Annotated in this window: 23 protein-coding genes, 4 tRNA genes and 1 pseudogene; 13 read left to right on the forward strand and 15 right to left on the reverse strand. The window is 69.5% G+C overall.

What is annotated here, in order from left to right:
• Window positions 1–45: 45 nt before the first annotated feature.
• The 5 genes from hrpA to ACFT9I_RS13560 form a co-directional block, all read right to left on the reverse strand.
• Entirely contained in the window at window positions 46–3,996 is a 3,951-nt protein-coding gene (gene hrpA / locus ACFT9I_RS13540; RefSeq protein ID WP_382563752.1) for an ATP-dependent RNA helicase HrpA, read from the reverse strand.
• Between the two features lie 125 nt (window positions 3,997–4,121).
• Window positions 4,122–4,195 (reverse strand) — tRNA-Phe (locus ACFT9I_RS13545).
• Window positions 4,196–4,217: 22 nt separating this feature from the next.
• A tRNA-Asp gene (locus tag ACFT9I_RS13550) sits at window positions 4,218–4,292 on the reverse strand.
• A 38-nt stretch (window positions 4,293–4,330) separates the two neighbouring features.
• Window positions 4,331–4,403, reverse strand: a tRNA-Glu gene (locus ACFT9I_RS13555).
• 80 nt (window positions 4,404–4,483) lie between these two features.
• The gene (locus ACFT9I_RS13560) at window positions 4,484–6,181 is read right to left on the reverse strand and encodes a metallophosphoesterase (protein ID WP_382563754.1); all 1,698 of its coding nucleotides are present in this window, start codon (window positions 6,179–6,181) and stop codon (window positions 4,484–4,486) included.
• Between the two features lie 126 nt (window positions 6,182–6,307).
• Here ACFT9I_RS13560 and ACFT9I_RS13565 point away from each other — a divergent pair, with 126 nt between their 5' ends.
• From ACFT9I_RS13565 to ACFT9I_RS13615, 11 genes are all read left to right on the forward strand, one after another.
• Entirely contained in the window at window positions 6,308–6,685 is a 378-nt protein-coding gene (locus ACFT9I_RS13565) for a metallopeptidase family protein (RefSeq protein WP_382563755.1), read from the forward strand.
• A complete protein-coding gene (locus tag ACFT9I_RS13570) occupies window positions 6,682–7,218 on the forward strand; it encodes a fluoride efflux transporter FluC (protein ID WP_382563756.1) in 537 nt (178 codons plus the stop codon). The genes ACFT9I_RS13565 and ACFT9I_RS13570 overlap by 4 nt, the downstream gene beginning before the upstream one ends.
• Window positions 7,215–7,568, forward strand: coding sequence for a fluoride efflux transporter CrcB (crcB, locus tag ACFT9I_RS13575; protein ID WP_382563757.1), 354 nt, complete (start codon window positions 7,215–7,217; stop codon window positions 7,566–7,568). Before ACFT9I_RS13570 ends, crcB begins: the two co-directional genes overlap by 4 nt.
• Window positions 7,569–7,715: 147 nt before the next feature.
• Window positions 7,716–8,318, forward strand: coding sequence for a hypothetical protein (locus ACFT9I_RS13580; protein WP_382563759.1), 603 nt, complete (start codon window positions 7,716–7,718; stop codon window positions 8,316–8,318).
• A gap of 273 nt (window positions 8,319–8,591) precedes the next feature.
• On the forward strand, window positions 8,592–10,802 hold the full coding sequence (locus ACFT9I_RS13585; RefSeq protein ID WP_382563761.1) for a DEAD/DEAH box helicase: 2,211 nt from the start codon (window positions 8,592–8,594) through the stop codon (window positions 10,800–10,802).
• 173 nt (window positions 10,803–10,975) lie between these two features.
• Window positions 10,976–11,048, forward strand: a tRNA-Lys gene (locus ACFT9I_RS13590).
• Window positions 11,049–12,542: 1,494 nt separating this feature from the next.
• Window positions 12,543–12,878 (forward strand): MerR family transcriptional regulator, encoded by a 336-nt coding sequence (locus ACFT9I_RS13595; RefSeq protein ID WP_382563763.1) that lies wholly within the window; start codon window positions 12,543–12,545, stop codon window positions 12,876–12,878.
• Window positions 12,879–13,404: 526 nt separating this feature from the next.
• A complete protein-coding gene (locus tag ACFT9I_RS13600) occupies window positions 13,405–13,608 on the forward strand; it encodes a cold-shock protein (RefSeq protein WP_382563764.1) in 204 nt (67 codons plus the stop codon).
• Between the two features lie 319 nt (window positions 13,609–13,927).
• Window positions 13,928–15,439, forward strand: coding sequence for a DEAD/DEAH box helicase (locus ACFT9I_RS13605; RefSeq protein ID WP_382563766.1), 1,512 nt, complete (start codon window positions 13,928–13,930; stop codon window positions 15,437–15,439).
• Between the two features lie 45 nt (window positions 15,440–15,484).
• Entirely contained in the window at window positions 15,485–15,889 is a 405-nt protein-coding gene (locus tag ACFT9I_RS13610; RefSeq protein ID WP_382563768.1) for a CBS domain-containing protein, read from the forward strand.
• Between the two features lie 56 nt (window positions 15,890–15,945).
• The gene (locus ACFT9I_RS13615) at window positions 15,946–16,254 is read left to right on the forward strand and encodes an SCO5918 family protein (RefSeq protein WP_382563770.1); all 309 of its coding nucleotides are present in this window, start codon (window positions 15,946–15,948) and stop codon (window positions 16,252–16,254) included.
• 89 nt (window positions 16,255–16,343) lie between these two features.
• Here the strand turns inward: ACFT9I_RS13615 and ACFT9I_RS13620 are convergent.
• The 4 genes and pseudogenes from ACFT9I_RS13620 to ACFT9I_RS13635 all read right to left on the reverse strand — a co-directional run.
• A pseudogene (locus ACFT9I_RS13620) lies at window positions 16,344–16,568 on the reverse strand (hypothetical protein); the annotation flags it as partial.
• Window positions 16,569–16,943: 375 nt separating this feature from the next.
• Window positions 16,944–17,597: a class I SAM-dependent methyltransferase gene (locus tag ACFT9I_RS13625; protein WP_382563772.1), complete on the reverse strand. Its 654-nt coding sequence runs from the start codon at window positions 17,595–17,597 to the stop codon at window positions 16,944–16,946.
• Between the two features lie 75 nt (window positions 17,598–17,672).
• Window positions 17,673–18,176 (reverse strand): hypothetical protein, encoded by a 504-nt coding sequence (locus ACFT9I_RS13630; protein WP_382563773.1) that lies wholly within the window; start codon window positions 18,174–18,176, stop codon window positions 17,673–17,675.
• 231 nt (window positions 18,177–18,407) lie between these two features.
• A complete protein-coding gene (locus ACFT9I_RS13635; protein WP_382563775.1) occupies window positions 18,408–18,683 on the reverse strand; it encodes a hypothetical protein in 276 nt (91 codons plus the stop codon).
• A 185-nt stretch (window positions 18,684–18,868) separates the two neighbouring features.
• Here ACFT9I_RS13635 and ACFT9I_RS13640 point away from each other — a divergent pair, with 185 nt between their 5' ends.
• Window positions 18,869–20,176 carry an XRE family transcriptional regulator gene (locus ACFT9I_RS13640; protein WP_382563776.1) on the forward strand — a complete coding sequence of 436 codons (1,308 nt, stop codon included), beginning with the start codon at window positions 18,869–18,871 and terminating at the stop codon, window positions 20,174–20,176.
• Here the strand turns inward: ACFT9I_RS13640 and cutA are convergent, their stop codons facing one another.
• From cutA to ACFT9I_RS13670, 6 genes are all read right to left on the reverse strand, one after another.
• Entirely contained in the window at window positions 20,177–20,500 is a 324-nt protein-coding gene (gene cutA, locus ACFT9I_RS13645) for a divalent-cation tolerance protein CutA (RefSeq protein WP_382563777.1), read from the reverse strand.
• 71 nt (window positions 20,501–20,571) lie between these two features.
• On the reverse strand, window positions 20,572–20,928 hold the full coding sequence (locus tag ACFT9I_RS13650; RefSeq protein WP_382563779.1) for a hypothetical protein: 357 nt from the start codon (window positions 20,926–20,928) through the stop codon (window positions 20,572–20,574).
• 248 nt (window positions 20,929–21,176) lie between these two features.
• Window positions 21,177–21,533, reverse strand: coding sequence for a hypothetical protein (locus ACFT9I_RS13655; protein ID WP_382563781.1), 357 nt, complete (start codon window positions 21,531–21,533; stop codon window positions 21,177–21,179).
• Between the two features lie 32 nt (window positions 21,534–21,565).
• Window positions 21,566–21,976 carry a hypothetical protein gene (locus ACFT9I_RS13660; protein ID WP_382563783.1) on the reverse strand — a complete coding sequence of 137 codons (411 nt, stop codon included), beginning with the start codon at window positions 21,974–21,976 and terminating at the stop codon, window positions 21,566–21,568.
• Window positions 21,977–22,605: 629 nt separating this feature from the next.
• Window positions 22,606–23,193, reverse strand: a complete 588-nt coding sequence (locus tag ACFT9I_RS13665) for an ABC transporter permease (RefSeq protein WP_382563785.1) — start codon at window positions 23,191–23,193, stop codon at window positions 22,606–22,608.
• A 70-nt stretch (window positions 23,194–23,263) separates the two neighbouring features.
• On the reverse strand, window positions 23,264–24,331 hold the full coding sequence (locus ACFT9I_RS13670; RefSeq protein WP_382563787.1) for a medium chain dehydrogenase/reductase family protein: 1,068 nt from the start codon (window positions 24,329–24,331) through the stop codon (window positions 23,264–23,266).
• Between the two features lie 108 nt (window positions 24,332–24,439).
• On the opposite strand from ACFT9I_RS13670, the gene ACFT9I_RS13675 reads away from it, so the two are divergent.
• Window positions 24,440–25,078, forward strand: a complete 639-nt coding sequence (locus tag ACFT9I_RS13675) for a TetR/AcrR family transcriptional regulator (RefSeq protein ID WP_382563789.1) — start codon at window positions 24,440–24,442, stop codon at window positions 25,076–25,078.
• The last annotated feature ends 115 nt before the right edge of the window (window positions 25,079–25,193 follow it).

Consider the following 25,193-nt stretch of genomic DNA (forward strand, 5'->3'; position numbering starts at 1 on the left):
CAGCTCGAAGGGTGCGGTCGAACCGGATCCGGGCCCCGCCTGCGGCTACGGCGCCGCCGCGTCGATCGCCTTCACGATCCGCTTGTCCGACACCGGCTGCGCCGTGCCCAGCGCGTGCGCGAAGTAGCTCACCCGCAGCTCCTCGATCATCCAGCGGATGTCCAGCACCTGCTGCGGCACCGGCCGCCCGCGCGGGAGCTGTTCGAGCAGCCAGGCGTACTCGTCCCGCATCTCGTGGACCTTCTCCATGCGCGTGGTGTCGCGCTGGACGTTCGTCGGCATCTGCTGGAGCCTGCGGTCCGCCGCGACCAGGTAGCGCATCAGGTCGGGCAGCCTGCGCAGTCCGGTACGGGTCACGAAGCCCGCCGGCATCAGCTCCGCCAGCTGGTCCTTCACGTCCTGGACGTTGTTGATCAGGACCAGGCTGTTCGTGGACTTCAGCCGCCGCTCACACGCCTGCCAGGCCGCGAGGATCTGCTCGACGTTGCCGATGGTGCGCACGGTCACGTCGACCAGGTCGGCGCGGACCTTCTCGTACAGCTTGCGGTACGACTCCTCGTCCCACGCGGGCCCCCCGTGCTCGGCGATCAGCCGGTCCGCCGCCGCCGTCGCGCAGTCCTCGAACAGCGCCTGGATCGAGCCGTGCGGATTACGGGACAGGGCCAGCTTCTGCTTGTTGTTGAGGGTGTCCGAGGCGAACTTGGCAGGATTGACCGGGATGTTGAGCAGGATCAGCCGCCGCGTCCCGCGCCACATGGCCTGCTGCTGCTCGGCCTCGGTGTCGTAGAGCCGTACGGCCACGGTCGCGCCCTGGTCGACCAGCGCCGGGTACGCCTTGACCGGCTGGCCGGCCCGCCGGGTCTCGAAGGTGCGCGAGAGCGTGCCGATCGTCCAGTCCGTGAGGTTCGAGCGCTCGACGGACTCGCCCGTCGGCCCCGCCACCGCCGCCGCGGCCTGCGAGATCGCCTTGCGGGCCTTGGGCTTGAGGGCGATCCGCAGCGCCTCCAGGTCCTTGTCCTCGGCGATGTTGCGGCGCCGCTCGTCGACGATCCGGAAAGTGATCTTGAGGTGGTCCGGCACCCGGCCGGGATCGAAGTCCTCCGCCGTGACGGGCACCCCGACCATCCGCTGCAGCTCGCGCGCCAGCGTCACGGGAAGCGCTTCCTGAAGAGGCACCGCGCGCTCCAGGAACTTCTTGGCGTAGTTCGGCGCCGGGACGTAGTGGCGGCGGATCGGCTTCGGCAGCGAGCGGATCAGCTCCACCACCACCTCCTCGCGCAGTCCCGGGATCTGCCAGTCGAAGCCCTCGGAGGTGATCTGGTTGAGCACCTGGAGCGGTACGTGCACGGTCACGCCGTCCGCGTCCGCCCCCGGCTCGAACTGGTACGTCACCCGGAACTTGAGCCGGCCCTGCCGCCAGGAGTCCGGATAGTCGTCCTTCGTGACGGCGCCCGCCGCCTCGTTGATGAGCATCGAGCGCTCGAAGTCGAGGAGTTCGGGCTCCTCCGTACGCCGGTGCTTCCACCACGAGTCGAAGTGCGCCCCGGAGACCACATGGTCGGGCACCCGCTCGTCGTAGAAGTCGAACAGCGTCTCGTCGTCCACGAGGATGTCGCGGCGCCGGGCGCGGTGCTCCAACTCCTCGACCTCGCCCAGAAGTTTGCGATTGTCATGAAAAAACTGATGGTGCGTCCGCCAGTCGCCCTCGACGAGCGCGTTGCGGATGAACAGGTCGCGCGACGCCTCCGCGTCGATTCGGCCGAAGTTCACCTTGCGCCGCTCGACGATCGGTACGCCGTACAGCGTGACCTTCTCGTACGCCATGACGGCCGCCTGGTCCTTCTCCCAGTGCGGCTCGCTGTACGTGCGCTTGATCAGGTGCTGGGCCAGCGGCTCGATCCACTCGGGATCGATCTTCGCGTTGACCCGCGCCCACAGCCGGGACGTCTCCACCAGCTCCGCCGACATGATGACGCGCGGCGGCTTCTTGAAGAGGGCCGAGCCGGGGAAGACCGCGAACTTCGCGTTGCGGGCGCCCACGTACTCGTTTTTCGCGCCGTCCTTGACGTCTTTCAGGCCAATGTGCGACAGCAGCCCGGCCAGCAGCGAGATGTGCACGGACTGGTCCGGGGCCGGGGCGTTGTCGTCGTTCTCGTCGATCTTGATGCCCAGCTGCTTCGCTACCGTGCGCAGTTGGGAGTAGATGTCCTGCCACTCGCGGATGCGCAGGAAGTTCAGATACTCCGCCTTGCACATCCGGCGGAAGGCGGAGGAGCCGCGGGCCTTCTGCTGCTCGCGGATGTAGCGCCACAGGTTCAGGAAGGCCAGGAAGTCCGAGGACTCGTCCCGGAAGCGGGCGTGCTGCTGGTCGGCCTGGGTCTGCTTCTCCGAGGGGCGTTCGCGCGGGTCCTGGATGGAGAGCGCGGAGGCGATCACCATCACCTCGCGTACGCAGCCGTTGCGCTCCGCCTCGATGACCATCCGCGCCAGACGCGGGTCCACGGGCAACTGCGAGAGCTTGCGGCCGAGTGGGGTGAGCTGCTTGCGCGGGTCCTTCTGCGCGGCGTCGAACGCGCCCAGTTCCTGGAGGAGTTGGACCCCGTCGCGGATGTTGCGGTGGTCCGGCGGGTCGATGAAGGGGAACTTCTCGATCTCGCCCAGGCCGGCCGATGTCATCTGGAGGATGACGGAGGCCAGATTCGTACGGAGGATCTCGGCGTCCGTGAACTCGGGCCGCGCGTCGAAGTCGTCCTCGGAGAACAGCCGGATGCAGATGCCGTCCGACGTACGGCCGCAGCGGCCCTTGCGCTGGTTGGCGCTGGCCTGCGAGATCCGCTCGATCGGCAGCCGCTGGACCTTGGTGCGGTGGGAGTAGCGGGAGATACGGGCGGTGCCGGGGTCGATCACGTACTTGATGCCCGGCACGGTCAGTGACGTCTCCGCCACGTTCGTCGCCAGCACGATCCTGCGGGTCGCGCCGCCGCCGGGTCTCTGGAAGACGCGGTGCTGCTCCGCGTGCGAGAGACGCGCGTACAGAGGGAGCACCTCGGTGTGCCGGAGCTTGCGCTTGTCGAGCGCGTCGGCGGTGTCGCGGATCTCGCGCTCGCCGGAGAGGAAGACCAGGACGTCGCCGGGCCCCTCCGACTGGAGTTCGTCGACGGCGTCGCAGATCGCGGTGATCTGGTCGCGGTCGCCCTCGTCACCCTCCTCTTCGAGGAGGGGGCGGTAGCGGACCTCGACCGGGAACGTACGGCCGGAGACCTCCACGATCGGCGCGTCGCCGAAGTGGCGGGAGAAGCGCTCGGGGTCGATCGTCGCCGAGGTGATGACGAGCTTCAGATCCGGGCGCCGGGGGAGGAGCTGGGCGAGATAGCCGAGCAGGAAGTCGATGTTGAGGCTGCGCTCGTGGGCCTCGTCGATGATGATCGTGTCGTACGCGCGCAGGTCGCGGTCCGACTGGATCTCGGCGAGCAGGATGCCGTCCGTCATGATCTTCACGAACGTCGCGTCCTGGTTCACCTGGTCGGTGAAGCGGACCTTCCAGCCGACGGCCTCGCCGAGCGGGGTCTTCAGCTCGTCGGCGACGCGCTCGGCGACGGTGCGGGCGGCGATCCGGCGGGGCTGCGTATGCCCGATCATGCCCCGGACGCCCCGGCCCAGCTCCATGCACATCTTGGGGATCTGGGTGGTCTTCCCCGATCCGGTCTCACCGGCGACGATCACGACCTGGTGGTCGCGTATCGCCTCCAGGATCACGTCCTTCTTCTGGCTGACGGGCAGTTGCTCGGGGTACGTGATCGCCGGCATCCGGGCCGCGCGGGCGCGCACACGCTCGGCGGACCTGCCGGCCTCGACCGCGATCTCGTCGAGGACGGCCTGCCGGGCTTCGGGCTTGCGGATGCGCCGGACGCCTTCGAGACGGCGGCCGAGGCGCTGCGCGTCACGCAGCGACACCTCGGCCAGCAGGGACTGAAGGTCGGCGAGGGAAGTAGACATACCGAGCCCAGGGTCTCACCCGGGCCGGGAGAGTGGCGAACCCATTTCGCGGGGCGGGGCCGCCGGACAGACCGGTGCCCCTGCCGAAACTCTCGACAGGGGCGTCTGCGGGGGAAGAAGAAGAGTGGCTGGGGCCGGGATCGAACCGGCGACCTATCGCTTTTCAGGCGATCGCTCGTACCAACTGAGCTACCCAGCCACGCGGCTCTCACGAGCCACAGCGGTCCTGACGGGATTTGAACCCGCGGCCTCCACCTTGACAGGGTGGCGAGCACTCCAAACTGCTCCACAGGACCAAGCAATGTGCGAGACGAGTCTCGCACACAGTGTTGCGTGCCCCCAACGGGATTCGAACCCGTGCTACCGCCTTGAAAGGGCGGCGTCCTGGGCCACTAGACGATGAGGGCTAAGGGCCCGCCTGGGCGCTTGCTAGCGCGTCGGGGACGTGAGAAGCATATGGGATGCGGGGAGCTATCGCCAAAACGGTTTACGGGGCGGGGGAGGGGCCCGCCGGGGCGACGGGGGAGCGGGTGCCGGACGGTCCGTTCGAGGGTGGGCCCGACGACGTTCCGGAGGGCGATCCGGACGGTGGTCCCGACGGCGAATTCGACGACGATCCCGACGGTGCATTCGACGGTGCTCCGAACGGCGACGGTGACGGGTCCGTGCCCGGTACGCCCGCCTCCTCCGGGAGATGGCGGCTGACCTCTGCCGTCGTCAGCCCCAGACCGCCCAGCGTGATCTCGTCCCACGCCTGCAGCCGCTTCGTCGTGCTGTCCAGATAGAGCAGCGAGGCCCGGACCTTCTCCGGCTTGTCGTTCTGGACCGCGCGCAGCCCGCCGCCGCCCGCCGAGCCCTCGATCTTCAGACGCGTACCCAGCGGCATGATCTCGGTGTCGCGGTGGTGGACGTGGCCCGCCAGCACCAGCGGGACGGTGCCGTCGGTCTCCTTCGCCGCGATCGGGTTGTGCGCGACGGCGATGTCCACCGGCGTGCCCGCCCGCTCCTGGTCGCGGATGGCCGACGCCAGCCGGATGCCCGCCATCTCCTCGGCCGGGTCACCGGCGTTGGCCAGCGAGCGGTCGGGCGTGAACTGCGGATCACCCGTGCCCGCCACCCGGATCCCGGCGACGGTGACGGCGCGGCCGTTGTCGAGGACATGGACGTTCTTCAGGCCCTCCAGATACTTCTGGGTGTCGGCCGAGTCGTGGTTGCCGCGCACCCAGACGTACGGGGCGCCGAGGTCGGGGATCGGGTCGAGGAAGCTGTTCTCGGCGGCCGAGCCGTGGTCCATGGTGTCGCCGGAGTCGATGACGAGGTCGATCCTGTACTGCTCCACGAGCGAGCCGATGATGTGCCAGGCGGCGGGGTTGAGATGGATGTCGGAGACCTGGAGGACACGCAGGGTGCCGGGGTCCGGCTGGTACGAGGGCAGGGTCGACGTCGCGTCGTACAGCTTGGTCACGTTCGTGACGAGCCGCGCCAACTCCTTCTGGTAGACGTCGAATTCGGTGACGATCGAGCGCGCGCTGCCGACGACCTGCGGGGCCGAGGAGAGCAGCCCGGAGAAGCGGGGCTCCAGCACGGACTTCGGGTTCCAGGTCGCGAACGCGCTGACACCGGCCGCGCTCAGCAGCACGAGCGCGAGCCCGCCGGCGGCCAGCGCGCGGCGGGGGCGGCGGTAGACGGCCAGCCCGAGGGCGGTGGCGCCCGAGACGACGGCGACACAGGACCGTACGGCCAGCTCCGTGGTCCCGGCAGCGACGTCGTGCCCGACCTCCTCCTGGAGGCCGGAGAGGCGTTCGGGGTGCTCGACGAGGGCCTGTGAGCGGACCGGGTCGAGTTGGTCGACGTCCACGTCGAGACGGATCGGGGCCGTGTGCGAGTCGAGTTCCAGCGCGCCAAGCGGCGAGACGTTGATCTTCGTCCCCCCGGTGAGGGAGGGCCGCAGCGTCATCTTCGTGTCCATGGGCCCGACCGGCGTACGCACGCTGCCGACGATCAGCAGCCCGAGCCAGGCGCCGAGCAGGACGACGGCGACGAGGCCGAGCGCGCGGGTGTAGGGGTGCGGGGAGCTGACGAGGGTGCTGGTCGGACCGTCGCCGCGGGACCGGTAGTGCCGCTGGAATCGGCTGATCGCGGTGATCGCGGTGCGGAACGGGACACGGCGTACGTCGCGGGCCATTGGTCGCGTATGCCCACGGCGACGGGCGATCATGCGTGGGCGCCGTCTTTCCCCGATCTTGGTGACTCTTGGCGAACGGCGATCTTGGCGAGGGGCGATCTCGCGGACCTGCGTGACAATGGCGGGGTGCTGGAGATGACGCGCGAGGAGTTCGAAGAACTGGTGGCCGAGGCGCTGGACCGGGTTCCGCCGGAGCTGATGCGGCTGATGGACAACGTCGCGGTGTTCGTGGAGGACGAGCCGGATCCCGCTTCGGCGAAGGAGTCGGGCGAGGAGTTCGACCCCGATCTGCTCGGGCTCTACGAGGGGACTCCGCTGACCGATCGCGGCGAGTGGTACGCGGGGGTGCTGCCGGACCGGATCACGATCTACCGGGGGCCGACGCTGCGGATGTGCGAGACGCGCGAGGAAGTGGTGGCCGAGACGGAGATCACGGTGGTGCACGAGATCGCGCACCACTTCGGGATCGACGACGAGCGGCTGCACGAGCTGGGGTACGGGTGAGCGCGGCGGGCGATCCTGTCGGGCCGGGCGATCCTGTCGAGCCGGTCGACTCCGATGCCGATCCTGTCGAGCCGGTCGACTCCGATGTCGATCTGCGGCTGCCCGGTCAGCGGGCCGAGACGGCCGGGCACCGGCTGTGGCAGGTGCTGGCTGTCATCTCCGCGGGCGGTGCGGCGGGCGCGGTGGCGCGGTACGGCGCCGAGCGGCTGTGGCCCACCGCCGACGGGGCCTTCCCCTGGACGACGTTCGTGGTGAACGTGGTGGGCTGCGGGCTGATCGGCGTGCTGATGGTGCTGGTCGCCGAGGGCGGCTGGTCGGTGCATCCGCTGGTACGGCCGTTCCTGGGCGTGGGGGTGCTCGGCGGCTTCACGACGTTCTCGACGTACACGCTGGACTTCCTGCGGCTGGTACGGCACGGGGAGGCGCCGGCCGCGTTCGGGTACGCGGCCTTGACGCTCGTGGGCGCGCTGGCGGCGGTATGGCTGGCGGCCACGGTGACGCGGCGGACCGTGGCGCGGGGCGCGGTGTCGTGAACTGGCTGCTGGTGGTCGTGGGAGGCGCGATCGGGGCGCCGCTGCGGTATGTGACGGACCGTACGGTGCAGACGTGGCACGAAACCCTGTTCCCGTGGGGGACGTTCGCCGTCAACGTGGCGGGGAGTCTGGTGCTGGGTGTGCTGGCCGGGGCGGCGGTGTCGTCGGCGACGTACGCCCTGATCGGTACGGGGCTGTGCGGGGCGCTGACGACGTACTCGACCTTCTCGTACGAGACGTTGCGGCTGGCGGAGCGCGGGAAGGGGCTGCTGGCGGGCGCGTATGTGACGGCGTCGGTGCTGGTGGGTCTGGGCGCGGTGTGGGCGGGGTGGGAGCTGGGGGCGCTCTGACGGGTTGGTAGGAGGTGGCCGGGCGGGCTTGGGCGCGTGCCGGGCGTGTCCCTTGTGGGGAAAAGGAAGTTGAGCAGGGCAATCATTCCCCTGCCGTCGGGCCTCCTTCGGCGGGCGAGCCGTTTTACGCCCCCGGAGGTGCCCCGCGTGCGCCAGTTGTCCGCCCCCGGACGTTTGTCCGCCCCCGGCCGTATCGCCGTCTGGATCGTCACCTCGGTGGCGGTCGCCACCTCCACGGGCTGCATGAGCGTCGGCGACGACGAAGGGAAGCCGGCCCCCTCGCGATCGGCCGAGGAGCGCGGGGCGGAGGCCGAGCGGGACGGCGGTACGGCGGCGGACGCCGGCGCGAGCCTGCCGGCCGACGCCCGGGGCGGCGCGGGGCCGAAGGGCGTCGAGCACAGCGGCAAGCACGGCGAGAAGGGGAAGCCGGGCGATCCGGAGGCGTCGGGCGACCCGTCGGCGAAGCCGTCGAAGGGCCCGGACGGCAAGCCGCTTCCGCCGGCACCGAGGCCGCCGGGCGGCGGTGACGTACCGCCCGCGGAACAGCCGACCCGGACCCCGCCGCCGCCCTCCGAGCCGCCCCCGCCGAACCCGGACCCGGAGCCTCCGACACAGCCCGAGTCGAGCAACCCGCCGGAGCCGCCGTCGGCGTCGCCGATGGCGGACGTACGGACGCACGCGCTGTCGCCGGGCGACGGGGTCGGGATGCGGAAGGAGCCGACGGCGTCGCCGCAGCTGGGGCCGGTGTGAGGGCTGCATGAGGACCGGTGAGAGGCCTGGTGAGAGGCCCGGTCCGGGGGCGCTGCGGGGCCGCTGTGACGGGGATCGCGAGGGGGTTGGTTTGCCAGGGAGGGGGAGCGGTGCGTATGGTAGTAGATCGTTTGATCATTGCCCGGCGCCGACACAGAAGAGCGCCGCGTGGCGCGTACTCTCCCTTGCCGTGGCAGACCGCATTGAGGCGGTCGAATTGCGAATCACGGAGTTTGGGCGCGTGCCGAGACTCCGGAAGGTTTCGCATTTCGCATGTCCATTTCCAGTACTGACCACACCGTCATGCCCGAGAACGACTCCAACGACTCGATCGAGAGCATCACGGCAGAGGCCGTAGTAGCCGTAGAGGCCGTCGACGTCGTCGTGGAGACGACCGAGACGACCGAGGTGGCAGCGGCGGTCGAGACCACCGAGGCCCCCGAGGCTCCCGCCGCCCCGAAGACCCCCGAAATCACCTTCGGCGACCTGGGGTTGCCCGAGGGCATCGTCCGCAAGCTCACCCAGAACGGCGTCGTCGCGCCCTTCCCGATCCAGGCCGCGACCATCCCGGACGCCCTGGCCGGCAAGGACATCCTGGGCCGCGGCCGTACCGGCTCCGGCAAGACCCTCGCGTTCGGTCTGCCGCTGCTGGCCACGCTCGCCGAGGGCCGCACCGAGAAGAAGAAGCCCCGCGGCATCATCCTGACCCCGACCCGCGAGCTGGCGATGCAGGTCGCCGACGCCCTCCAGCCGTACGGCGACGTCCTCGGCCTGAAGATGAAGGTCGTCTGCGGCGGTACGTCGATGGGCAACCAGATCTACGCGCTGGAGCGCGGTGTCGACGTCCTCGTCGCCACCCCGGGCCGGCTGCGCGACATCATCAACCGCGGCGCGTGCTCGCTGGAGAACGTCCAGATCGCGATCCTCGACGAGGCCGACCAGATGTCGGACCTGGGCTTCCTGCCCGAGGTCACCGAACTGCTCGACCTGGTGCCGGCCGGCGGCCAGCGCATGCTCTTCTCCGCCACGATGGAGAACGAGATCAGCACGCTGGTCAAGCGCTACCTGAAGAACCCCGTGCACCACGAGGTCGACAGCGCGCAGGGCAACGTCACGACCATGAGCCACCACGTGCTCGTCGTGAAGCCCAAGGACAAGGCGCCGGTCACGGCGGCGATCGCGGCACGCAAGGGCCGCACGATCATCTTCGTCCGTACGCAGCTGGGCGCCGACCGTATCGCCGAGCAGCTCCGCGACTCGGGCGTGAAGGCGGACGCGCTGCACGGCGGCATGACCCAGGGCGCGCGCACCCGCACGCTGGCGGACTTCAAGGAAGGTCTCGTCAACGCGCTCGTCGCGACCGACGTGGCCGCCCGCGGTATCCACGTCGACGGCATCGACCTGGTCCTGAACGTGGACCCGGCCGGTGACCACAAGGACTACCTGCACCGCTCGGGCCGTACGGCGCGCGCCGGCAAGTCCGGCGTCGTCGTGTCGCTGGCCCTGCCGCACCAGCGCCGCCAGATCTTCCGGCTGATGGAGGACGCGGGCGTCGACGCCGCGCGTCACATGGTCGCCGGTGCCGGGGCGTTCGAGCCGGAGGTCGCCGAGATCACCGGCGCCCGTTCGCTGACCGAGGTGCAGGCCGACTCCGCGAACAACTCCGCCAAGCAGGCGGAGCGCGAGGTCGCCGACCTGACCAAGGAGCTGGAGCGCCTCCAGCGCCGTGCCGGCGAACTGCGCGAAGAGGCCGACCGCCTCGTCGCGCGTGCCGCGCGCGAGCGTGGGGACGACCCCGAGGCAGCGGTGGCGGAGGTCGCGGCCGAGGCCGCGGCGGCCATCGAGGCAGCGGCGGCGGCGCCGCCCGTACCGGCGCAGGCGCCGCGCGACGAGCGCGGCAACTACGGCCGCAGGGACGACCGTCGGGACGACCGCGGTGAGCGCAGCGGCCGTGGTGGCGCGAAGGGTTACACCCCGCGCGACGGCGGCAGCGGCGACCGTGGCGGCTTCCAGCGCCGTGACGACCGCCGGGACGACCGTGGTGGCGAGCGGGGCGGCTTCAACCGTGACCGCCGCGACGACCGTGGCGGCAGTGGTGACCGTGGTGGCTTCCAGCGCCGCGACGACAGGCCCGCGAGTGGCGGCTTCCAGCGTCGTGACGACCGTCCGGCCAGTGGCGGCTTCCGCCGCGACGACCGGAAGGAAGGCGGCTTCAACCGCGACCGCCGCGACGACCGCCCCACGGGCGGCGACCGCCGCGACGGCGCGCGCCCCTTCCAGGGCCGCGAGCACCGTCCCACCGGTGACCGCCCGTTCAACCGCGACCGCCGCGACGACCGCCCCGCGGGCGGCTTCCGCTCCGGCGGCCACGACCGCCCCTCGGGCCGCCGCGACGACCACCGCGGAGGCACGACCGGCACGGGCACGAGCACGGGCTCGTTCGGCCGCCGCGACGACAAGCCGCGCTGGAAGCGCAACGGCTGACCGTCCGCCTCCCCGGACTCCCCGAGTCCACGCACGACGGGGCCCGTACCGCACCGACCAGGCTGCGGTACGGGCCCCGCCCCGTACCCCCGCCCCGGCGCCCACCCCCTACCGGGGGGATACCCGATCGGCTCGCCGTCCCGGGCGGGCTATGCTCGTGGATGACTCGTCAAGGGCCGTTAGCTCAATTGGCAGAGCAGCGGACTTTTAATCCGTTGGTTGTGGGTTCGAGTCCCACACGGCCTACCGTCGGGAACGAGGGAAAACCCCCTTTGACCTGCTACTTGGCGCCTCGATCGGCTTCGGCCGACCGGGGCGCTTCGTCGTTCCCGGGCTCGTGCGTGAGCGGACGGTTCGACAGGGGGCGCTACGGCGCGGGCCTTTCGGGCACGTGGCACGAGTGCTGTGGCGGTTTCCGCTGCGGCCCGGTCGACCTCGGGGAGCACGCTTGTGTACGTGTCCGAGGTGAGTGTGATGGTGGAGTGGCGCAGGGTCTCCTTGATCGTGTGGAGGTCGCCGCTGCGGTCGGTCTTGGGGGCGGACTCGTACGGGTCCCAGCCGTCGACCACGATCTCGCGGGCCGGCGTGATGAGGCCGGCGTTCAGGTCGACGTCGGTCCAGCCTTGGCCGACTGCCTCGCCCCGGCGGAGACCGCGGGTGCCGTCGTTCAGGTCGGGGGTGCGGATGCGCGGAGCCCGCAGACTGCGGTCGTGCACGGCCACCTCGATGTTGTCCGGGGGCGGTCAGGTCCAGGGCACAGGTGCCGCCGCCGTGGCGTAGGGCGTTGGTGACGAGCTCTCAGACGACCAGGAGCACGGTGTCGGCGGCCCTCGGCCGCGACCGGATCTGCGAGACCTTTGAGGAAGACCCGCGTGCTCTCGCGCGCGCCGGTGCTCGCGGCATCGAGGCTTGCGTAACGGCGCAGCTCGGAGCGGGTGTCCCCGGCCGGAGTGGGGCCACGGGATGCCCCGTCTGCGGTCGTGGTCAGCTATCTCCCTGAACGGCGCACGGAAATCTATGTTGGCCGCAGTAGACATTGGGCGGTGGTGTGGTTATGGTTTCTCTCGTAGCCCAGAGAGACGGCAGGGCCTGGCAGAGACGAACTGCCGGGCAGATGTACGGAAGTCGCAGTTCGCAGGACGGTACGGCAGTGGAGTTCCGAAGCCAGAGCGATTGCAGGACGGTGACGGGACTGACGGCCGGACCGGGTGGCCCGCAGTGATCAGGGGCCGCCACGAGCAGTACCGCAGGGAAACAAGTGCGGTACCAGCAGTGAAGTGACTGAGCAGCACCTCGGTGAAGGCGTCGGCTGCGGGCGCGCGTGCCGGGAGGTTCGGCAGTGGGGTTCTAAGCCAGAGCAGACGCAGGACGGGCGACGGGGCTGGCTGCCGGAGAGTGGCGCTTACTCAGGTCACCAGCAGTTCGCATCACCAGTAGTACAGAGCAGTGCGCAGTACCAGCAGTAGGTAAGCGATTGATCCCAGAGGGAAGAACGGAGGAGCCGAGCGCCATCAGGATCGCCCGGGTGGAAACAATGAGCCCGGGTACCGCAGGACATCGATAGTGAGGTGGTCTCCGGTCAAGCAACCGCGATCCCCGTATTCCCCGTCCTCTCCCGGACGGTCGTACGGACACAGAAGGCCGGCGCAAGAACAGGGCCGGCAGATGGTGTAGCAGTTCCTTCGGGGCCTTGGTGCCATACGGCACCAAGGCCCCTCCACGCGTTCCGGAGAGGTGCAGATGACAGCAGACGACTCGTTCAGCCGGCTCGATGACGACGACTACCCCGCCTACACGATGGGCCGGGCCGCCGAGATGCTCGGCACCACCCAGGGCTTCCTTCGCGCCATCGGCGAAGCCCGCCTCATCACCCCGCTGCGCTCCGAGGGCGGCCACCGCCGCTACTCCCGCTACCAGCTGCGCATCGCCGCCCGTGCCCGGGAGCTCGTCGACCAGGGCACCCCCATCGAGGCCGCCTGCCGCATCGTCATCCTCGAAGACCAGCTTGAGGAAGCCCAGCGCATCAACGCCGAATACCGCAACGCCGCCAAAGCGGCGGGACCGCCCGTGGCTTGAGGCAGCGCGCCCGCCTTCCTGCGTACCGGCGGAGCGACCGTACTCACCCTGATCGTGGCAGCCCTTCACCGCGCACTCCTTCGCCATCATCCTGGCCGTCTACTGACCGCCGCTCAGACCTGTGTCGAGACCGGCCACGGGCCGATGGGGCCGACGCCGGGCGAGACGGTGCCACCGGATTATGGGTGCCTTCCGAGCCTGAACAGTGCCAGCTTTTCCTGAAACGCTACTCTCCGAGCGGGGCAATATCTATAACCGCGAGATGAGAGTTTAACGTGCAGTGCGGGGAGTGTTTTTGCGGCAATCAACGGAGCGAAGTAATTCAGCGCACACGGGCCGCTACCTCATGCTACTGTCTATCCCAGTTGCAGTTGTGGTTCCCAAACCTTCAAGCTTCTTCGTGGTTATTTTCGGCCGGCGAAAGCTTCATTGTATTTCCGGTTGTTCTCCGGGCGGGGCATCATCGCGGCGACCCGGCATCCGTGCATTACGGGTCCCGGCGTACTGCCCCTAAAGGAGATATGACATGGCGTCAGGCACTGTGAAATGGTTCAACGCGGCCAAGGGCTTTGGCTTCATCGAGCAGGACGATGGCGGCGCTGACGTGTTCGCCCACTTCTCGAACATCGCCGCCCAGGGCTTCCGTGAGCTGCTCGAAGGCCAGAAGGTCACCTTCGACATCGCGACAGGCCAGAAGGGCCCGACGGCTGAGAACATCGTTCCCGCCTGACGTTTACTTCGTAACTGGGGCCCACACCCCGAGAGGTGTGGGCCCCAGCCACGGGCATTTCCCACAGCGGTGTCACCTGTGGAACAGCGCCGCCCGCAGCCCCGTCTTCAGGGATGTGCACCTTTTCGGAGCTGTACGGGTCGATGTATGGATTTTCACGTCCACATGGCGTCACCTATTTGATTGCCTGCATACGGCGCCGGATTCACTGCAAGTCACATTCCCTTTTCGCATTTCACTCGGTTCGTTCTTGTGATTCCCCGCGCCACTATTCGCTGCGGGAATTCCTTGATGCGCGCCGTATCAAGGAAGGTTCTCGATGAACCCCACACGTACGAACGCCCGTTCCTCCCGCCCCCGCCGGACCGAAGGCCCCGCTTACGGGACCACCGCCGGGTCGAGGCGGGGCGCCCGCTTCGACTCGCCCGCCCCGACCCGTTCGGGCGGGACGGGCCGCTCGGGCGGCCACGGCCGACGGCCGGCAGCGGTCCAGGGAGAGTTCGCCCTGCCGAAGACGATCACGCCCGCACTGCCCGCGGTCGAGGCGTTCGCCGACCTCGACATGCCCGCCCAGCTGTTGGCCACACTGACCGAGCAAGGCGTGAGCGTCCCGTTCCCGATCCAGGGCGCCACCCTGCCCAACACCCTCGCGGGCCGCGACGCCCTGGGACGCGGGCGCACCGGCTCCGGCAAGACCCTCGCCTTCGGCCTTGCCCTGTTGGCCCGCACCGCCGGTCAGCGCGCCGAGCCTCGCCAGCCGCTGGCCCTGGTCCTCGTGCCGACGCGGGAGCTGGCACAACAGGTGACCGACGCACTCACCCCCTACGCCCGCTCGGTGAGGCTGCGCCTGGCCACCGTCGTCGGCGGAATGTCGATCGGCAGGCAGGCCAACGCGCTGCGTGGCGGCGCCGAGGTCGTCGTGGCGACGCCGGGCCGGCTCAAGGACCTCATCGACCGCGGCGACTGCCGGCTCAACCAGGTCGCGATCACCGTCCTGGACGAGGCTGACCAGATGGCCGACATGGGCTTCATGCCCCAGGTCACCGCACTCCTCGACCAGGTACGCCCCGAGGGCCAGCGGATGCTGTTCTCCGCCACCCTCGACCGGAACGTCGACCGCCTGGTCCGCCGATACCTCACCGACCCCGTCGTCCACTCCGTCGACCCGTCCGCCGGCGCGGTCACCACGATGGAGCACCACGTGCTGCACGTCCACGGCGCCGACAAGCACCGGACGACGACGGAGATCGCGGCCCGTGAAGGCAGGGTGATCATGTTCCTGGACACCAAGCACGCCGTCGACCGGCTGACCCAGGACCTGCTGGACAGCGGGGTGCGGGCCGCCGCCCTGCACGGCGGGAAGTCACAGCCGCAGCGCACCCGGACCCTGGCCCAGTTCAAGACCGGGCACGTCACCGTGCTCGTGGCCACGAACGTCGCCGCCCGCGGCATCCACGTCGACGACCTCGACCTCGTCGTCAATATCGACCCGCCGACCGACCACAAGGACTACCTCCACCGCGGCGGCCGAACCGCGCGGGCCGGGGAATCCGGCAGCGTCGTCACCCTGGTCACCCCCAACCAGCGCCGGGACATGACGCGCCTGATGGCAGCGGCCGGCATCGTGCCCCAGACCACCCAGGTCCGCTCCGGCGATGAGGCACTCAGCCGGATCACCGGAGCACAAGCCCCCTCCGGCATTCCCGTGACGATCACCGCTCCGGCCCCCGAGCGGCGTCAGCGCAGCACGTCCTCACGCGGCCGGCGCAGCCCCGCTTCGGCTGCCCGGCGCATGACAGCGCGGCAGACCTCCTTCGGCGCGGCGGCGTAGAACTTCGTGATCAGGAAACTGACCCACCAATGCAGGAGGCACCTTTTGACGCTGGTTCAGACGCAGGCCCGCCCGGCGAGTGCCACCCCCGTACGCAGGACGGCGGCCGACGCCATGGACACCGGCGGACCGCAGGTCTGTGACGACATGACCGTCGAGGTCGCCCTGTCCGTCATGGCCAGCGCCCGTACTGGGCACCTGCTCGTCTGCGACAACGACGGCCTGTGCACCGGACTTCTCACCCAGGCCCAGTTCACCGCGGCCCGTGACAGCTCCAAGTACACCGACCGGATCCAGCTGCGCGACATCCTCGGCGACCGAGGACCGTTGACCCATCGCGTGACCACCATGGCCGAGGCCGAGCACACGATGCACTACGGCCAGGTCGATGCCCTGCCGGTCGTCGACGAACACGGCAGCGCTCCGGGTGTCCTCGCCGTTGCCCGCTGACCTGCCTCACTGCGGCAGAACCACCCCCCTCTTCGTTCCTCTCCCTGTGAGGCATTATGCGCTGTGTCATCGCCCGCTTCCCGTTCGACCTCACCAAGAGCGGCGTCCTTGAATCGATGAAGGGCGTCAAGCCCGAGCAGGCTTCCGGCGAGTCCGTGATCATCGGCCGCCGTACCTACCCGGTCAAGCAGGTCGGACAGGTCGTCACACGCCAGGACCGCCGCGACTTCAGCGCCGGCGAAGTCCTGCGGGCCATGACCCGGCTCGGCTTCACCTGCCGCGCCCTTCCGGCCGCCGCGCCCACCCGCGTCCTCAACCCGTTCCAACAGGCTTCCGCGATGCTCGGCGCCCCTGCGGCCGTCTGACGGACGAGCAGGCGCGAGCCGCCATCAGAGCAACGAGTGAGGGTCCGACCGGAACAAGCCGGTCGGACCCTCACCGCGTACCGAGGCATGGGCCGCCCCTCCCCCTGCGTCGCAGCGGTGAACACGGCGGAGAAATCGTTCAGGCGGGCCGAGTCCGCCAGAACCTCCGACACCCGCTGCCTCCAAACGGCCTCGGGAGCCAGCCGCCCTGTGATGACAGCACCACCGGCGACCACGGTCAGAGACATCTGATTGCTGCGCCAGGACTCCACCGGAGCGGCGACATCAACAAGCAGCTCGTCAACCTTCGACATGAGGCGTGTTGGCCCAGTCATGTGTTACGGGGCCTGCTGCGTGAGCGATGCGTGAGCGGACGTGCTGACATGACGCACGCGAGCTTGGACCGGACAACACATGACACGTCTCTGACCAGGTATTTCCGGACCCGCGAGGAAGCTGACGAAAGTCCCGGCAGGACCCTGCCGGGACTTTCAATCCGTTGGTTGTGGGTTCGAGTCCCACACGGCCTACCTGCAAGCCCCTGCTCAGCGCGCTGCTGAGCAGGGGCTGACGTTGTCTCAGGGGACAAGCCGGGCGCCTGCTGGCCCGCTGCTCGCCCGAACTGCAAACGATCACGACACGCAGAAGCCCCGCCCACCATCACGGTGACCGGGGCCGACGGTGCGCAGTCAACGACGGGCGCGCACAACGAGGGTCCCGATGTGGTCGGCCTTCGGCGCGTCGAGGACCTCGGCGTTCGCCTCGCGGAACCCGGCCCGGGTGAGCAGGCGCTCCCAGACCTGGGGCTTGTAGCTGTACCGGTAGGTGAACATGGCCTTCCCTGCGAAGCCGCCCTTGTACATGCCCTGCGGGCCGTAAGCGCCGGGGATGGCCGGCGGCTGGGAGAACACGAACGCGCCGCCGGGGGTAAGTCGCTCGTGGACGAGTGGGAACAGCTTGTCCGGGGCGGTGAACCAAGCGGCGCCGAAGATCGAGTAGATCGCGTCGTAGGTGTCCGTCGTGTCCGTCAGGTAGTCGAGAACCTCGCCGTGCACGAACTGGGCGTCGGTCTCTGCCCACCGCTCGCGGGTCTTGGCGACCATTACCGGAGACAGGTCCACCCCCGTGGCCTTGATGCCGCGCTGCGCGAGATGGGCGAGCGCGCGCCCGGTGCCGCACCCGATTTCGAGGACGGTGCTCGGGTCGCCGAGCAGCTCGGCGCCGGGGCCGTGGCCGGCGTACTGCGTCCAGTGGAAGACCGGCTCGGCGTCGGCCTTGAACGCGGACTCCGCGTAGGCGTCCCACAGTTCGGTTTCGGCGGCGATGTCGTGCAGTGCAGGCACAGGGGTTCCTTCGTGTGCGGACGGACAGCGGCCCCCGCCCGCCGGTGACGGCGGACGGGAGCCAGGGTAGGGGCGTCAGTGGCTGTCCGGGACCTTGTCGTCGCAGGGCGAGCAGTTCGCCCCGTCGATGGCCCACAGCTCCTCGTCGATTGCCCAGCCCTCGGACCGCAGGAAGTCACCCGTGCGCAGGCACAGGCCGTCGCTGCGGCGTTCGATGAAGGGCGCGTGGTGCTTGAACGCGCCGCCGTTGTAGAGGCGGCACATGCCCCACCAGACGGGCGTGTCGAGGATCAGCTGGTGTACGCCGATGTCCACGAGCTTGCCGACGCCGAGGTGCACGTTCGGGTTCTCGATCGATCCCATGACGTACATGACGGCGTTGCCGAGGATCCGCTCGGCCATGTCGCGGACCATGGTGTTGTCGCGGAGGAGCAGGGCAACCTCGCGGTCCCACAGGCTCATGCCGCTGTCGAAGATGTTCGTGGTCAGTTCCGTGATGTGCGGGGCGGCCGCGTTGAGAATGGCCTGGGGGTCGCGGGGCGCCGTCAGGCTGACGGTCTTGATGGCTGCTGTGCTCACGTGCCCTCCTACGCGTTGGATGGTGCGCGGGATTTACCGCCCCGCCCCGGTACCGACTGCCTGGAAGGTGCCCGGGGCGGGGGTTTGGCCCCTCGTCTCACTGGAGCTCCCCAGCGACAGCGGGACGAGGGAGTCAGTGGGGGCGGCCGTCGCCCTCGGCGTCGGCGGGCCCGAGGGCGAGGCACTGCGGGCGGACGGGGTGGTCGTGGCCACCCTTGGCGCACGCGGTCATCAACTTGCCGCCTGCGTCGCCGCAGCGTTCCCGGCGGCAATGGTGTCCCCGGTGGTTGCCCGCGCTGCGATGCCGGCCGACTGGGTCTCACGCAACCGGACCTTGAGACCCCCGACGTCGTAGCAGTCGATGCCGCGGCGCCGACAGGCGTAGCAGGCCGACACGTGGGCCATGAACGCGCGGTGCGCGGCGGTGCACGCGGCGTCCAAGTCGGCTTCCCCGCTTTCCTGTTCGGGTGCCTGCAGGGAGTGCGGTGGTCGCCTATCGTCCGCCATGTCGTCGCTCCTCGTAGCGTCGGCCACGCCCCCGGACCAGGTCGCTACGATCGCGGGGATTCCAACCGCTAACTGTCGAGACGCGGAGCGCTGGTTGCTTCCCGTGCGCGGGTATCCCCTTGATGGGCAGGCTCGTTGCCCCTTTCGTGCTCCACACTCGGCCGGGCAGGTACGACGGGAAGCTGATGACCGGATACGAACCACCAACCGCCCTCCCCCGCGCGCTGCTGGAAAGCCGGGATATGCAAACAGCCCTTGTCGCGCACGACTTCGGGGCGGTCTTCCAACTGGCCCGCAGCAGAGCGGGCATCAGCTACTCGAAGATCGCGGCCGAGTGCGACACCAAGCCCGAGCGGGTCGGAACTCTCGCGCGCGGCCACGGAAGCGTGACGACCTTCGAGAAGATCGTCAGGATCGCCGACGCGCTACGTATCCCGGGGCGCATGCTCGGCCTCGCCTCCCGTCCGTGGGAGGCGAGCGCATCTCCTGCCCCAAGTAGCACTACGGAAGACAGGGACGACGTGCGGCGCAGGACATTCCTTCAGGCAGGTTCGGGTGCAGGTCTAGCCGTGAGTCTGTCCGACCTTCACAGGCCCGCCAGCGGAAACCGACTGGGCAGGGACGAGCCCGACAGGTTACGGCGGCGCGCGGCCCGCCTGCGCCGTCTGGACGACGTGCTCGGCGGTGGCGACACCTACCGGGTGTACCTCGGCGAGTACCAGGCCACAAAGGCCAAGCTGCGGACATCCAGCTACTCCTCAGAGACCGGGCGCGGGCTGCTGTCCGTCCTTGCCGAACAGGCACAGCAAGCTGGGTGGGCCGCGTTCGACGGAGGGCGGGAAGCAGACGCCACCGGGCTGTACCGGGACAGCTACCAGGCCGCCACGGACGCCGGGGATACCGCTCTGGCTGGGAACGCGCTGGCGTTCCTCGCGTACCAAGCCGTGTCCGGGGACCGAAGGGCCGGCGTGGAAATCGCGGTCCGTTCCTGCGAGACCATCGGCCCGGACGTGCCGGCCGGTGTCCGTGCTCTGCTGTACGAGCGGAAGGCGTGGGCTTGCGCCGTGGCGGGCCTGGCCTCGCAGGCGGAGAGCGCGCTGGAGAGTGCCGAGGACGCGCTGCGCGACGCAGGCAGCGCACCCCAGCCCGACTGGGTGGCGTGGGTCGACCTCACGGAGCTACAAATCATGTCGGGACGCTGCTGGGCAGAACTGGACCGTCCGCTCCGTGCAGTCCCCCTGCTGGAAAAGGCGCTGGCCGGGTATGACGACGGCCACGCACGAGACAAGGCGCTGTATCTCTCGTGGCTTGCCGACGCGTATCTGAGCGGCGGGGAGGTCGAGCAGGCAGCGTCCACCGTAGGCCGCGCGCTGGACCTGTCCCACGGGGTGTCGTCCGTGCGCCCACGGCATCGCCTTGCGCCAGCCCTCAAACGTCTTACCGCCCACCGTGGGCTTCCGGCCGTGGACGCCGCATTGGCGAAGGCGGCCTGACTATTCGGGTTCGGAGCTGGACGCCACCCACCGCAGGCACGTCGCCGCGCCGGCCACGATGGGGACGGCGCTCACCTCTGGGCTGTCCCATGGATGGTGCTCCAGCAGGTGGGCTTCGAGGGCCGGATACCGGTCGGCGCGGGTCTTCATGAGGAGCTGCCACTCCTCGCCGGTGCCGAACTCTCCGTTGTGCCAGAACACGGACGTGACGGGGCCGATGATCTGCGCCCCGGCGGCCAGGCGCTCGCGCACGACGGACTGCGCGAGCTGAACGGCCTGTTCCCGGGTCTCAGTGGCGGTGGACACCTGCACAAGGTCAGTCATGGCCCGGAGCCTATCCAGGGCCCGGCTGACCCGTGACCGGCCGCACGGACCTCACCAGTGATTGAGTGGGGTCAGGCTTTCCAGCCGGCGTCGAGGCAGGCTTCGGTGAACGCGTCGGCGCCCATCTGCCAGGCGTCGGGCCCCGCTTCGGAGCCGCGCGCCAGGGCGGTGGCGTTCTCGGCGATGCGGTCTGTCCCGGATTCTTGCGCCCATTTGTTGACCTTGTCGGCCAGGTCGATACGGGCCTGCTCGGTCTGTGCGCCCTTGTAGTCCGTGGCGAAGTCGTCGCAGGCAAGCTTGGCGGCGTCGTCCAACTTGGCCTTGGCGGGGTCCGCGAGAGTCGGCCCGTGCTCATCGCCGCCGCTGAAGCATCCGGTGAGCGCGAGGAGTAGGGCCGCGGTGAGCGCGGCGGCCTGTCTGGTGTGCATGCTTCCCCTCAAGGACGTTGCGTGATGAGGGGGACATCTTCCGCCATGTCGGGTGTGTGTGTACGGGAGAATGGCGAAGGCCCCGACCGACTGGGTCAGGGCCTGGGGCGTATGTGCCGACGGTGTGTGGGCTGGTCGAACGGCGTTGAAGCGTCGCACTCGTTGATCTCGTCGGTCATATGCCCATGATCTCGTACGGCGGCCCCGCCGAGAGGGGGGATGTTCGCGGCGGGGCCAGTCCCAGGCGGTTACTTGCCGATGGTGACTTTGTCGTTGTCGAGGAGCGCCGTGTGCGTCGCCGAGGTGGCGATCAGCAGCGTGAGCAGCAGTCCCACGAACGGGCTCTCACCCTCCGGATTGGCGAGCGTCGCGACCCCCAGGAACGCGACCTCGATCGCCACGTACGCGACTGCGACCCACGGCTTCACCACGCCCTTGACCGCGGCGACGACGAACGGGATGGCGGCGCCGATGCTGAGCGTCACGATCGGCACGAGGATCCAGACGACCTTCGCGAGCGTCGATGCGAACATTCGCGGGCGGGCGTTGGGCATCGGGGTGTTGATGTACGGACTGGGCCCTGCGGGCTGGTACGGGTCGCTCATGATTCCCCCAACGGGTGTGGTGGCGTTGCTGGTTACGGGCAGGACTCTTCGATCTTCACCGTGCTGAAGTCGACGATGGTGTCCGTCGAATGCGACCCGGCGGCGGGGTCCTGCGCGCATACCTGCCAGTTCCGGTCCAAGAGCTGCATGCGGGCGGCTCCGGTCGCGTCGCTGGACGTGAGGCCGTAGAAGCCGGCGCCCTGGGCGGCGTCTTGGGCGGCCTGGAGAGTTTCGCCGGTGAGGTCGGGGAGTTCCGCGGTCTCGATCGTGCCTGCGTCCTCGGCGGTGTCGTCGGCCGGGGCGGGCTCGGCTTCAGGTGTGGCGGTCACGGTCTTCGCGGGCTTGTCAGCGGGGCTTTCGGTGCTGTCGGAGCACGCGGTGAGCGTGAGGAGTAAGCCGGCCGCAGCGGCGGTGATGGCGGCGCGGGTGTGGTCGCGGGTCATGGATTGTCCCCTCAAGTAGATCTACGAGCGGTCTTGGTGGGGGGTCGGTGAATCTATCGGTAGATGTGGGGTGTCGGGAGGGTTTCGCCGGAAGTGGCCCGACAGGCCGTCAGCGGTCGAGCCAGTGGGACGGCGGGGTACCACCCGCCGCGCATGGGGCAGTAGTTCAAAACGGGCTGTCCGAAGACGCAAAGGGCTTGAGCCAGGGCATGGACGTGGAGTCGCATCGGGTCTCCAGAAGGGGTGAAGGGATTGGACTACGGGTGGTCCATGCCGCTTCTACGGCCCCTTCTGAGGGGGCTTGACCTGCGTCAACACCGGATTCGTCGGTGGGCTCGTCCGCAGAGGAGAGGAGTGCTTCGACTTTCGCGCGCTCGACCCGGAGCGGCCGGTGACCTCGCCGATGCGGATGGACCTGTGGACAGTGAGACCAGCCGCGGTGAGGACCACGGCGCGGGTGGACACGATGGGCAGGAGGTCGACCCCGGCGGGCCCTGTCGGACGGTCTGACCACTCCACCGACTTCATCGCGGGGATGGACCGGTCCTGCCCTGCTTTGAGGCGTTCCAGAGCCTCTTCGAGCTGTTGGGGGGCGTCCTCCCTGAGTTTCATGCGGATGCGGTGGAGGATCACCGCGTGACGAGGCGGCGGTGTTCGAGGAGGGTGGCTACCGCGTAGCCGCCGCCACCGGCGAGGGTCAGGACCCAGTAGAGGCCGGGGGTGCCGAGGGAGAGTGCGGCCGTGGAGATCAGGGCGAGCCAGGTGCCGAGGCCGTAGTGCAGGACGTTGCGGCGTACGGCGCCCTCGGCGATGTAGATCAGGCCGACCATGAGGCCGGAGCCGGCGGGCCAGAGCATGTCGGCCAGGTCGGGTGTGTCGGTGAGGGAAGTGAGGCCGGTGATGGTCAGGAACAGGGCGGCGAAGGCCACGATCCAGGAGAGGCCGAGGAGTCGGCCGCTGAGTATCTCCGGGCCGGTGGCGTCGCGTTGGGCCCGGAGGGCGGCGATGGTGGCCAGGACGGTGCCGGTCGCGAGGCCGGTGCCGAGCAGTGCCATGGGGAGCCAACTGGGCATGTCCAGTAAGGGGGTTGCGCCCCCGGAGAGTGCGGCACTGCCGTGGCCGAAGACGTAGGCGAGTCCGAAACTGACGTAGACCGCGGTGTTGTTGATCCGGTCGTCGGTGCGGGGGGCGGTGGGGGCGGGCAGGGTGATGGTCATGAGGGGGGTGTCTCCTGGGCAGAGGCGCGGGTTCGCACAAGCTGGGGGAGGCGAGGTTCGGTCGGGGTGGTCATGCCTCGTGCGGGTCCGGGACGATGATGACTTTGCCGAGTACGGTGCGGGATTCGGCGAGTGTGAGGGCGGTGGCGGCGTCGGACAGGGGGATGCGGGCGGCGATCTGGGGGACCAGGTGGCCGGCGGCGACCAGGTTCAGTACCTGGGTGAGGTCTTCGTTGAGCCGGGCCTGCCACTTGGTGCGGCGCTTGCCGGCCCAGTAGTTGTAGAAGTGCGCGCTGCGGCCGTTGGGCAGGGCGTTCCAGGTGGCGAGGCGGGCGAAGGATGTGAGTACGGGCAGGCGTGAGTTGCCGGTGTCGTTCTTGGTGGCGGCGGTGCCGTAGGAGACGAGGGTGCCGCCCTTGCGGAGCAGTTGCCAGGACTGTTCGAGTGCGGGTCCGCCGACGTGGTCGAAGACGGCGTCGACGCCGTTGGGGGCGAGGTCGGTGATCCGCTGGTACATGTGCGGGTCGTGGTAGTCGACCGGGGTGGCGCCGAGGGTGCGGACGGTGGTGTGGTGGCGGGGGGATGCCGTGCCGATGACGGTGATGCCGGCGTGCCGGGCGAGCTGGACGAGGGTGGAGCCGACGCCGCCGTTGGCGCCCAGGACCACGATGGTGGCGCCGGTGGGGACCTTCGCGATCCGGTGGAGCATCTGCCAGGCGGTGATCCCGTTGACCAGGACGGTCTCCGCGTCGGCCGGGTCCACGCCGTCCGGCACCGGCATCAGCCCCGCGGCGTCGACCAGCAGCCGGCCGGCCCACGCGCCGGTCTTGGTGACCGCCGCGAACCGCTGCCCCACCAGCCCCGCGTCCACACCCGGCCCCGTCGCCGTCACGATGCCCACCACGTCGTACCCGAGAACGAACGGGAACGGCGGCTGGTCGTAGTACTTCCCGCGCCGCATCTGCTGCTCCGCGAACGCGACCCCTGTCGCCTCCATCCGCAGCACGACCTGACCCGCCGCCGGCTCCGGAAGCTCACGCGTCCGGACCACAAGACCCTCCGGCTCAACCACCCCAGGCACGACGATCTCGGTGACACTGCTCGTAACGGTGCTGCCGGTAACGGTGCTGGTGCTCATGATGGGTTCCTGTTCGCTCGACCTTGCTAACGATCGTAAGGCTACGACTGTTAGTCAAGCGGGCGCAAGAGGGCAGCGCCTATAAGTTTTGCGCTGTAAGGTAACGGCATGGCAGAGGACACATCAGCGACACACCCCCGCGTTCGCAACCGCCGCGGGGAGGGCGCTCGACTGCGCGAAGAGATCGTGGCGGCGGCGGTCGGCCTGCTTGAGGAGACCGGCGACGAAAGCGCCATCACGCTGCGCTCCGTCGCGCGCCGGGTCGGGATCGCCGCCCCGTCGATCTACCGCCACTTCCCGGACCAGCCCGCGATCATGCTGGCGGTGGTGCGTGGCGCCTTCACGGATCTGGATGAATGGCTGCGCACCGCCGTGGACGCCGCGGGCGACGAACCCCGCGCCCGGCTGATGGCTTTGTGCCGCGGCTACCTGGAGTTCGCCCTCGCCCATCCCGGGCGCTACCGCATCATGTTCGGGGGGCTCTGGAACCCTGATCTGAACGCCAGTTCAGTGACCGAGGAGGACGTGGCGACGCTCGGCGAGGCGAGCATGCGGCGACTCGCCGAGGGCCTTGAGGGCTGCGTCACCGCCGGCGTCGCGACCAGCACCGACCTGCCCGCCGACGCGGTCGCGCTGTGGCTCGGACTGCACGGTCTCGCTCACCAGCGGGCGGTTTCCCCCTCGTTCCGCTGGCCGCCGGACATCGCCGAACGTGTCATCACCTCGCTCGCGCACTTCACGGACTGATCGAGACGGACTGATCGAGACGGGTTGATCGAGACGGGCTGATCGAGCGCGAGCGGTACGTGACCGCGGCCGCGCCCACGCGGCACCGCCCGCCACGCGCCCGGGTCGGGGGACC

It is taken from the genome of Streptomyces sp. NPDC057137 (assembly GCF_042670825.1).
Classification (GTDB): Bacteria; Actinomycetota; Actinomycetes; order Streptomycetales; family Streptomycetaceae; genus Streptomyces.